2 protein-coding genes are annotated in these 11039 nt (G+C 73.4%); both read right to left on the reverse strand.

Going from position 1 to position 11039, the window contains the following annotated elements; all coding sequences use genetic code 11:
• Positions 1-7 precede the first annotated feature (7 nt).
• A complete protein-coding gene (locus tag POF43_RS22560) occupies positions 8-1657 on the reverse strand; it encodes a phytoene desaturase family protein (RefSeq protein ID WP_271322427.1) in 1650 nt (549 codons plus the stop codon).
• The gene (locus tag POF43_RS22565; RefSeq protein ID WP_271322426.1) at positions 1644-10997 is read right to left on the reverse strand and encodes a non-ribosomal peptide synthetase/type I polyketide synthase; all 9354 of its coding nucleotides are present in this window, start codon (positions 10995-10997) and stop codon (positions 1644-1646) included. The genes POF43_RS22560 and POF43_RS22565 overlap by 14 nt, the downstream gene beginning before the upstream one ends.
• Positions 10998-11039 lie beyond the last annotated feature (42 nt).

The raw sequence follows: 11039 nt of genomic DNA on the forward strand, positions 1-11039 counted from the left end.
CGCTGTCTCATGCCGGTGCCGCCCCGAGGTAGGTCGCCCGTGAGCCCAGTTGCGGCAGCTCGCCCCAGCGGTCGGGGTGCCAGGGCGTGTCGTTGTCGCTGGGCCAGGCCCGGAAGGGCATCCCGAGTTCGTCGCACAGGTAGCGGATGGCGAACCGGCCGGCGGAGGCGGTGCGGATCAGGCCGCCGCCGGTGACCCACTGGCCGGTCATGGAGAAGCCGGCCAGGCCGGGCAGCCGCATGCGCTCCTTGGCGACGAGCCGTTCGGTCAGCCGTTCGGCCTCGGTGAAGGACTTCCAGGCCAGGATGCTGCCCTCGTGATTGCCGGTGAAGCGGCGCAGCGTGACCGGGGTCGCCACGTCGACCACCTCGGCGCGCTGCGAGGTGCCGGGGTAGTGCCGCTCCAGGAAGCCGCGTACGAAGTCGGCGACCTCGCGCTTGCGTGCCCGGTACGCCGTGCGGTCGCGGCTGCGCAACGCCTGCCAGTAGCCGAAGTCGCTGAAGTACGTGCAGTGCAGGACCGATCGGCCGGGCGGCGCGAACCCGTCGGCGTACCGGGAGCGCAGCTGCACCACCAGGCTGTCCTGCCGCACGGCCGGGAGCCGGGCGCTGTCCTGGGGTGACAGCAGGTAGGTGGTGCTGTGCGGGGTGCCGGGCGGGAGGTCGCCGGTCAGGCCGATGAAGGCGGAGACCACGCCGGGGTAGAGGGATTCGGGCTTGTGCAGCGCCTCGTCGTACAGCGCGCGGGTGACCGGGCTGGAGTACCGGCCGCCCAGCAGCCGGCCCAGCACGGTGGGTCCGTCGCAGGCGGCCACCACGTGGTCGGCGAACTCCCTTCTGCCGTCCTTGAGTTCGACGCCGATCGCCCGGTCGCGTTCGACCAGGATCCGGGCCACCGGCGCCCGGTAGTCGATCCGCCCGCCGAGGCCGGTGTACCGCGCCTCGACGGACCGTGCCAGTCCGAGCGAACCCCCTTGGGGGAAACCGCAGTTGCCCCGGTGGGCGGCGGCCATGTTGAACAGGTAGGGCAGCAGCGGGAAGACCTCGTGGTCCTGGAAGAAGACGAACGGGAACGCCCTGCGCAGCAACGGGTCCTTCAGCCGAGCGCAGAACGCGTCCATCGAGGTCGCGCCGGTCCGCCAGAACAGCCGGAACGACGGCAGTACGGTCCGCAGCAGCTCCAGCCGCTCGCGGGCGGTGCGCAGCGGAGGCGGGGTCAGGAACGGGTACAGGTCGAGGGCGGTGAACCGGCGCAGGTCCCGGCAGAAGTCCCGGACGGGTCCGGCGTCGCCGGGTGCGAGCTCCAGCAGGTGCCGTTCCAGGCGGTCCGGGTCGTTGTAGAAGCTGACCTCGCGACCCCGCTCGTCGACGACGCGGTTGAACACCTCGAAGTTCGTGACGGACTTGCCGTCCAGCGCGCCGAGTTCGCGCCAGATGCGATGTGCGTCGTTGCCGGGTGCGGTGCCGATGAGCCAGTCGATGCAGTAGTCGAACAGGTAGCCCTGGCGGGCCCAGGCGGTGCAGCAGCCGCCGGGCAGTACGTGTTTTTCGACGATTCGGCTGTCCAGCCCGCTCATCTGCGCGTAGCAGCCGGCCGCCAGTCCGGCGATGCCCGCGCCGATGACGATGACCCGGGGGCGGCTCTCAGGCGTCGGCACCGGGATCACCGTCCCGTGCCAGGAGGGAGCGGGCCAGGTCGGCGTTGCGCCGCACGTGCTCCCCGTCCAGCATCTCCGCGTGCTGCCCCGATCCCTGGAGCACCTCGGTGCGGGTGGCCGAGCTGCCGTGCCAGGAGCCGCGCCGTCCGGGGGCGTGGTCCGGCAGGGCGTCCTGGTCGGTGATGACGATGACCGGCGCGCCGACCGTTCCCACGTTCGGTGTGCGGGCGCAGAACTCCAGGTAGTCCCTGGCCTGTTCCATGGTCTCGCGGGCCACGATCGCCGAGCCGGTGTGCCGGTGGAGGTGGTCGGCGAGTTCGTGTTCGAACGCGGCGAGGTGCTCGGGCCCGACGGTGTACGGCTCGGGGACGCGGTGGGAGTCGAGGATCACCACGGCCGACACCGCCCGGCCGCGGCGCTCCAGCTCCTTGGCCGTCTCGAAGGCCAGATTGCCGCCGAGCGAGTAGCCGATCAGCGTGACCGGGCGCCCGTCGGCCTGCCGGCCGACCAGGTCGGCGTAGCGCGCGGTCTTGTCGTCACCGGTGAGGTAGTCGAACGCGACGATCCGGTATTCCGGCAACGCGTCGGCGAACTGGCGGTATACCAGGCCGTGTCCGCCCGCCGGCGGGAAGCAGAAGACGGCTTCGCCACGCGCCGCGCCCTCGTTGAAGCACAGGAACGGCCGCGTGCCGGCGATCCGCCCGGTGACGACGTGCTCGACGGTACGGGCCATGCCGTGCAGGGTGCTGCCGCGGAACAGCAGGCCCACCGGGACGCTCACCGCGAACTCGGTGCGCAGGTGGTGGATCAGCTCGATGAGCTTGATGGAGCTTCCGCCCAGCTCGAAGAAGTCCGCCTCCAACCCGACCTGTTCGACGCCGAGCACGGTCTTCCAGTGTTCGGCGGTGCTCACCTCGTAACGGCTGGCCGGCGGTTCGTGCCGGTCGGGGCCGTGCTGCGGGCCGGGGGCAGGCAGCGCGGCGGTGTCGACCTTGCCGTTGGCGGTCAGCGGCAGGGACGGGAGCATGACGAAGTGGGACGGCACCAGGTGGGTCGGCAGCCGCTCGGCCAGGTGGCGGCGCAGCGTGCGGTGGTCCGGCACCGCGTCGGAGGCCGGGACGCAGTAGGCGCACAGCACGTCGTCCCCGGCCGGGTCCCGGCGCACGGCGACGCACGCCTGGGCCAGCTCGGGCACCGCGGCCAGGTGTGCCTCGATCTCGCCGGGTTCGATGCGGTGGCCGCGGAGCTTGACCTGGCTGTCCGCGCGGCCGCGCAGGTGGATTCGGCCGTCCGTGTCCCAGTGACCGAGGTCGCCGGTGCGGTACAGCCGCTGCGGGACTCCGTCCGGCGAGCGGGTGGTGAACCGCTCGGCGGTCAACCGCGGGTCGCCGGGGTAGCCGTCCGCGACACCGGCGCCGCCGATCCACAGCTCGCCGGGGACGCCGGGCGGTACGGGTTCGCCGTGCCGGTCCAGGATGTAGACCTCGCTGCCGGGGAAGGGGCGTCCGACCGGCAGCGTGTGGCCCGGTTCCAGGCCGTCGTCCGGACCGTCGAAGAACGTGCTGTCGATGGTGGCCTCGGTCAGGCCGTAGGAGTTGACCAGGCGGGTGTCCGGTCCGCACAGCGCGCGCAGCCGCCGGTGGTCGGCGACCTTCCAGGTGTCCGAGCCGACGATCAGCAGCCGCATGAAGTCCAGCCGCAGGCCCTCGCGTTCGCAGTACGCCAGCAGGCCGCGGGCCAGTGCGGGGACGAACTCGGCGCAGTCGACCCGCTCCTCGCGCATGGCCTCGTACAGCCGCGCGGTGTCGAACAGCAGCTCCCGGTCCGCGAGGACCAGGGTGGCTCCGGAGCACAGTGCCCGGACCAGGTCGCCGGTGAACACGTCGAACGACACCCCGGCCAGCTGGAGGTGGACGCGGACGTCGTCGTCCAGCCGGTACTCCTCGCGCCACCCGGCGTACGCGGACGCGAGGTTGCGGTGGCTGACCCGGACGGCCTTGGGGCGGCCGGTGGACCCGGAGGTGTGGATCACGTACGCGGGCAGGTCCGGGTCGACCGCCGGCCCCGGCGCCTGCGCCACGGCCGCCGCGAGGTCCGCCGGGGTCACCACCGGGGTGCCGAACCGGCCCGGCCGGTCGGCGATCACCAGCACCGCCCGGGCGTCGGCGGCGAGTTGGGCGAGGCGTTCGGCGGGGTGGTCCGGATCGAGCGGCAGGTAGGCGGCGCCGGCCCGGAGCACCGCGAGCAGGCTCGCCACCAGCTCGGGCGACTTGTCGAGGCACACCGCCACCACCGTGCCGGCGCCGGCACCCAGTTCACGCAGCCGTCCGGCCATCCGGCCGGAGAGCTGGTCGAGTTCGCCGTAGGTCAGCCGCCGGGGCGGCCCGTGCCCGCCGGGCACCGAGATCGCGAGCGCTTCGGGCCGCACGGCGGCGGCCTTGGCGAACAACTCGGTGACCGGCGGCTCGGGCCGGGCCGGCCGGGCCGCGCCGCTCCACTCGGTGAGGATGCGCGCGCGTTCCGCCTCGCCGAGCATCGGGATGCGGCTGACCGGACGGTCCGCGGCGCCGCTGGTCAGTCCGGCCAGCAGGGTGCGGTAGTGCCGGGCGAGGCGCCGGACGGCCTGCGCGTCGAACAGGTCGGTGTTGTACTTCAGCACGCAGTGGAAGGAGTGGTCCGCCTGGTCCTCGTACGCGGACAGCGTGACGTCGAACTGGCCCTCCTCCTCCGGCAGTTCGATGTACTCCAGCCGGTACCCCCGGCGTTCGGTGGCCACCTTGTGGGTGAGCAGGATGAACATCGCCTGGAACACCGCCGAGCGGCTCGGGTCGTGCTGGAGGCCGAGTTCCTCGACGAGGAGCACGAACGGGTACTCCTGGTTGTCCAGCCCGCCCAGCACGGTGTCGCGGACCCGGGCCAGCAGCTCGGCGACCGTCGGCTCGCCCTCCAGGCTGACGTACAGCGGAAGGGGGTTGACGTAGTAGCCGTACACCGAGGCGTCCTCCTCCCGGGTGCGGCCGGAGACCGGGCTGCCGACGATCAGGTCGTCCTGGCCCGACCAGCGGTGCAGCAGCAGGTAGTACGCGCTGAGCAGCACCATGAACGGCGTGGCGTTGTGCTCCCGGGCCACCGTGTGGACGGCGGCGGTGAGTTCGGGGTCGAGCCGGAAGAACTCCGAGGCGCCGTTGTGGGTCAGTACCGGCGGCCGGGGCCGGTCGGTGGGCAGCGCGAGCACCGGGATCGGATCGGGCAGCCGGTCACGCCAGTGGTCGAGCATGCGGCGGGCGTCCGGTCCGGCCAGGAACCGGTTCTGGTGGTTGACGAAGTCCAGGTAGGTCGCGGCCGGTGGCGGCAGCAGGACGGGCCGGCCGTGCCGCAGCGCGTCGTAGGCCGCGAACAGCTCCTCGATGAAGGTGAACGTGGAGATCGCGTCGGAGACGATGTGGTGCACCGCCTTCATGATCACCCAGCGGTCCGGCGCGCGCCGGAACAGCCGGAACCGGATCAGCGGGTCGTGCTCCAGGTCGTACGGCTTGCGGTACTCACCGACGATCATCCGGTGGATGTCGTCCCACTCCCGGCCCGCGACGTCGAACAGGGCGGTGTCGGGGCGTGCCTGGGCGGAGATCACCTGCACCGGCCGGCCGTCGTCCAGGGTGAAGGTGGCCCGCAGGCTCGGATGCCGCTCCAGCAGGACGGCGAAGGCCCTGAACATCAGCTCGGGGTCGAGTTCGGCGCGCACCTCGACCGCACCGCCGATGTTGTAGGCGAAGGCGTCCGGGTTGAGCTGCTTGAGGAACCACAGGGCCTTCTGGTTGTACGTCAGCGGATAGCGGCCGGCGTCGCTGACGAGTTCCACCGTCGTCTCCGGCGTGGACCCGTCGCACACCGCCAGCTCCAGCAGGCCCGTGTGGAGCTGCTCGATCAGCTCGCCGACCGGGTTCCCGCCGAGCAGCGCCACGACCGGTGGCGCTACGCCCAGTTCGGCGCGGGCGCGGGCGCGCAGTTCCATCGCCAGCAGCGAGTCCAGGCCCAGGACGGTCAGGCCCGTCGCCGGGTCCACCCGCTCCGGCTTCACCCGGAGCACCTCGCAGACGAGCCCGGTGAAGCGCTCGGCCACCAGCGTGCGGCGCTCTTCCGCGCCGGCCGCGCGGAAGGCGGCCGGGAAGCCGCCCTCCGGTGCCGCGGGGGCTTCGGCGGTGGCGGCGGCGACCAGGCCGGCCACCAGCGGCGGGGGTGAGGCGTACCACGCCTGGAAGGTCGGCCAGTCGACCACGGTGGCCACCAGCAACTGCGGCCGGTCCTGCCCGATGACCCGCTCCAGCACGGCCATGCCGGCGGCCGGCGGCAGGGAGCTCATCCCGCGTGCGTGGCGGTAGTGGTCGACCAGGCCGAGTTCCTCGATCATCCCCGTCGCCCACGGGCCCCAGTCGATGCTCAGCGCCGGCAGGCCCCGGGCGTGGCGGTGGTGCGCCAGGGCGTCGAGGAACGCGTTGCCCGCCGCGTAGTTGGCCTGGCCCGCGGTGGTCAGCAGCGAGGCGATGGAGGCGAACAGCACGAAGTGGTCCAGCGGTTCGTCGCGCAGGTGCCGGTGCAGGAGGTACGCGCCGACCACTTTGGGGTCGTACGCCGCGTCGAAGACCGCCCGGTCCAGCTCGCCGACCAATGCGTCGCTGACCTGCCCGGCGAGGTGGAAGACGCCGCGGACGGGCGGGAGCCGGCGGCGCCGGTGGTCCGCCAGCCAGCCGGTCAGGGCGTCCTCGTCGGTGACGTCGAGACACGCCTGGACGGGGTGGGCGCCCAGCGCCTCCAGCTCCTGGAGGAAGGCGACGCGCCGGCCGGCCGGGGTGTCCGGATCGGTTCCCTCCCACTGGTCCCGCTCGGGCAGCGGGGTGCGTCCGACCAGGATCAGCCGCCGTGCGCCCCGCTTGGCCAGGGTCCGGCAGAGCACCTGGCCGAGTGCGCCGAACGCGCCGGTCACCAGGTAACTGCCGTCCGGACGCAGCCGCAGCGGCAGCGGCCGGGTCAGCCCGCCGGGCCGGCTCAGACGGCTGGTGCTGCGCAGACCGCCGCGCAGCGCGACCTCGTCGGCGTCGTCGCTCGCCAACTCCCGCAGCAACGCCGCCGCTTCGGCACCGAGGTCGGCCGGCAGGCCCAGGTCGATCAACTTGCCCTTGTGCGCGACGAGTTCCTGCTGCCCCAGGACGCGTCCGATGCCCCAGGCGGGCGCGCCGAGCGGCTCCACGGGATCGCCGGCGACGACCGCCTGGGTGCCCCGGGTGACGATGTGCAGTCGGCCCTCCGGCCGCGCGGAGGGCAGGACCTGGGCCAGGGCGATCAGCGAGTAGCCGCCGTGGGTGCCGCAGCGGGCCAGTGCTTGCCGGTCGGCCGAGTCGACCGTCGGCAGGTCCAGGTTCCACAGGTGGACGACGGTGCCGAAGGTGTCGTCGAGGTCGCCGAACAGCCGGCGCAGATCGGCCGCGGAGCCCGGCCGGACCGTGGAGCCGTCCGGCCCGTGCCGGTAGGTGTCGCCCGGCCGGACCAGGTGGCAGCTTCCACCGCCGGCGCGCACCCGCTCGGCCAGCTGCTCGGCGAGTCCCTGCGAGTCGGCGAGGACCAGCAGCCGGTCCGGCGGCTCGCCGACCGCCTCCAGGGGCTCTTCGGCCCAGGTCGGTTCGGCCAGCCAGCCGTCGATGGAGGCCAGGCTCACCGAGGCCGCGGCGTGCTCGACGTCTGCCGCGCGGAAGCCGGTGATCCGCCCGAGGGCGGTGCCGTCGTCGGCGTAGAGGGCGAGGTCGCCGGTGAGTTCGCCCCCGTTCCGCCCGGTGATCGTCGCGTGCGCCCAGAAGGGCTGGTCGCCGACCGGGCCGAGGCTCACCGCCTGGACGGACAGCGGGAGACGGATGCCGCCCGCCGGGTGCTCGGCGAGGAGCTGCGGCACCAGCAGGGCGTGGAAGCAGGCGTCGAGCAGGGTCGGATGGACATGGCTGCCGGTCGCGTCCACCGGAGGGTGCTGCGCGGGGTGGATGCGTGCGAGTGCCTCCTCGGGGCCGATCCAGACCTCCTCGACGCGCTGGAACGCCGGACCGTAGTGGTAGCCCAGTGCGGCGAGTTCCCGGTAGCAGTCGGTCCGGTCCAGCCGCCGCCGCGCGCGGGAGCGGATCGTCGAGAGGTCCGGCGCGGTGCCGGGCGGACGGAGCGGGGCGCTGCGGACGGTGCCGGTGGCGTGGACCGTCCGCTCGGCGGAGGCGTCGGCGCCGGCCGAGGCGATGGTGAAAGCCGCGGTGTCGGGGTCGAAGTGCAACTGGACCCGTGACGGCCGGGACTGCGACAGGAAGAGCGCCTTGGGCAGTTCGACGTCGGCCAGCACGGCCTGCGGGGTGCCGGTCAGTACCCGTACCGCCTGCGAGGCCATCTCCAGGTATCCGGCGGCGGGGAAGACCGTGCTGTCCTGGATGCGGTGGTCGGCGAGGTACGGCAGTCGTTCGAGGTCGAGCTGGACCTCCCAGCTGGGCTGCGCGCTCGTGGTCCGCCGCCCCAGCAGCGGGTGGTCGAGCCGGCCGAGCCGGATCTGCGCGACCGGCGCCGGCTCCGTCCAGTACCGGTCCCGCCGCCAGGGGTAGCCCGGCAGAGGCACCGGACGCCCGCCGGGGTGCAGGGCCTGCCAGTCGACCTCGGCACCGTGGTTGTGGAGTTCGGCCAGCGACCGGGCGACCGACTCCGGCTCGTCCTGGCGGCGGCGGATCGAGGGCAGCGCCGTGCCGTCGAGCCCCCGGCCGTCGAGGCAGTCGCGGATCGCGTGGCCGAGGACGGGGTGCGGGCCGATCTCCAGGAACAACCGGTGGCCGTCGTCGACCAGTTGCTCCACCGCGGCCTGGAACCGCACCGGCTCGCGGACGTTCTGCCACCAGTAGCCCGCGTCCAGCTCCGCGCCGTGGGCCCGGCCTTCGCGGGCGGTCAGGTACAGCGGCACCTCGGCCGCGACAGGCTTGATACCGGCGAGCCCGGCCAGCAGCTCGTCCCTGATCGGGTCCATCCGCACGCTGTGGTACGGCACTTCCACCGGCAGGAACCTGGCGAAGACCTGCTCCTGGCCGAGTTGGGCCGCAAGCCGCTCCAACGTGTCCCGGTCGCCGGAAAGCGTGACGTCGGACGGGCCGTTGACGGCAGCCACCGACACCCGGTCGCGGCAGTCCCGGATCCGTCGGACGGCCGCCGGTTCGGTGAGGCCGACGGCGAGCATCGTGCCGGTGCCGGCCAGCCGCTGCTGCAAACGGCTGCGGTGCAGCACCACGGCGACCGCGTCGGCCAGGCCGTAGACCCCGGCCTCGTGGAAGGCGGCGACCTCGCCGGTGGAATGTCCGACGACGGCGTCCGGCCGCACCCCGTAGCTGCGCCAGAGCGCGGCCAGGCCGACCTGCACGGCGAAGTTGGCGGGTTGCGCGAGCCAGGTGCCGGACATCCGCGAGTCGGCTTCACCGCGGGCCAGTTCGTTCAGCAGCGACCAGCCGGCCTGCCGTCGGATCTCGGCGTCGCAGCGTTCGACGGCCTCGCGGTACACCGGTTCGGTCCCGAACAGCCCGCGGCCCATCCCCCACCACTGTGGTCCCATCCCGGTGAACACCCACGCCAGCCGGCGCTGCGCGCGCTCCCGCCGCCGGCCGCTCAGTACCCGTGGATGCGGTTCGCCGCGCTGGTGAGCGGCCAGGGCCTGGTCCAGCGATTCCGGGGACGCCGGGGAGTACACGATGGACAGGCGGTGCTCGTGGTGCTCGCGGCGCCGCGCGAGGGTGTGGCCGAGGTCGGACAGCGTGGCCGGGCGGCTGTCTGCTCCGCCGGAGCCGCGGGGTCCGTTCGGTCCGTTCGGTCCGTTCGGTCCGTGGAGTCCACCGGGCCCACCGAGCCCGGCCAGCTCCTGCCGGATGCCCGCGACGAGTTCGGGCAGCGCCTCCGGGGAGCGTGCGCTCAGCGGCAGCACGGTCCAGGCCGGCAGGCGCGCAGGGACGTCGGCCGGCCGGGGTGCCGGGGCCTCCTCCAGGAGCACGTGGGCGTTGGTGCCCCCGAAGCCGAAGGAGTTGACGCCCGCGCGGGCCGGGCCCTCGTGCTCGGGCCAGTCCACCGCCCGGGTGGGGACCTCGAAGGGCAGCGCGTCCCAGTCGATCGCGGTGCTGGGCCGTTCCAGGTGCAGGTGCGGCGGAATCCTGCGGTGCTTCAGGGCGAGCACCGTCTTGATCAGCCCGGCGACGCCGGCGGCGGCCTCGGTGTGCCCGATGTTGGTCTTCACCGATCCGACGTAGGTCCGGGCGCCCGGCGGCCTGCCGATGGCCAGGACCCGGCCCAGGGCGTCCGCCTCGATCGGGTCGCCGACCGGGGTGGACGTGCCGTGTGCCTCCACGTACTGCAATGCCCCCGGTGCGACACCCGCTTGCGAGCAGACCCGTCGGATGAGGGCGGTCTGGGCGTCCGCGCTGGGCACGGTGATGCCGTCGGTGCGGCCGTCCTGGTTCACCCCGCTGCCGAGCACCACCGCGTGGACGGGGTCGCCGTCCCGCAGCGCGTCCGCCAGCCGCTTGAGCGCCACCACGCCGACGCCCTCGGCGCGGACGTAGCCGTCGGCCGCCGCGTCGAAGGCACGCGACCTGCCGGAACCGGACAGGAAGCCGCCCTTGGTCTCGGCGATGGTGTACTGCGGCGCCAGGTGGAGCAGGGCGCCGCCGGCCAGGGCGAGGTCGGTCTCGCCGCGCAGCAGGCTCTGCCGGGCCAGGTGCAGCGCGACCAGCGAGGAACTGCACGCGGTGTCGATCGAAATGCTGGGGCCCCGGAAGTCGAAGCAGTGCGAGACGCGGTTCGACACCATCGTCATCATGGTGCCGGTCGCGGTGTGGGCGGACAGGCCCTCGAAACCCAGGTCCGCGAACTGGAGGATCTTGTAGTCCAGCGTGAACGCGCCCATGTAGACGCCGACTTCGCACCCGGCCAGCCGGCCCGGCAGCTGACCGCCGTCCTCCAGGGCCTCCCAGGCCACCTCCAGCAGCTTGCGCTGCTGCGGGTCCATGTGGGCGGCCTCACGGGGGCTGATGCCGAAGAACTCCGGGTCGAACTCGGCGACACCGTCGATGTAGCCGCCGCGCCCGCCGACCAGCCGCCCCGGCTTGGCCGGGTCCCGGCTGGCCAGCGTGGCGACGTCGTAGCGGTCCGCGGGCGTCGGCGTGACGCAGTCCCGGCCCTCGATGAGGTTGCGCCAGAAACTCCGGTGGTCGCGGGCACCGCCCGGGAACCGGCAGCCGATGCCGATGATCGCGATCCGGTCCTGGCAGCCGTCGGTGGGCGAGCTCGTCATGGTCCAATCCGTGAGGTGGTGCGCCTCGGCGCGAAGCGGGGC

Source organism: Streptantibioticus silvisoli (assembly GCF_027947535.2).
Classification (GTDB): Bacteria; Actinomycetota; Actinomycetes; order Streptomycetales; family Streptomycetaceae; genus Streptantibioticus_C; species Streptantibioticus_C silvisoli.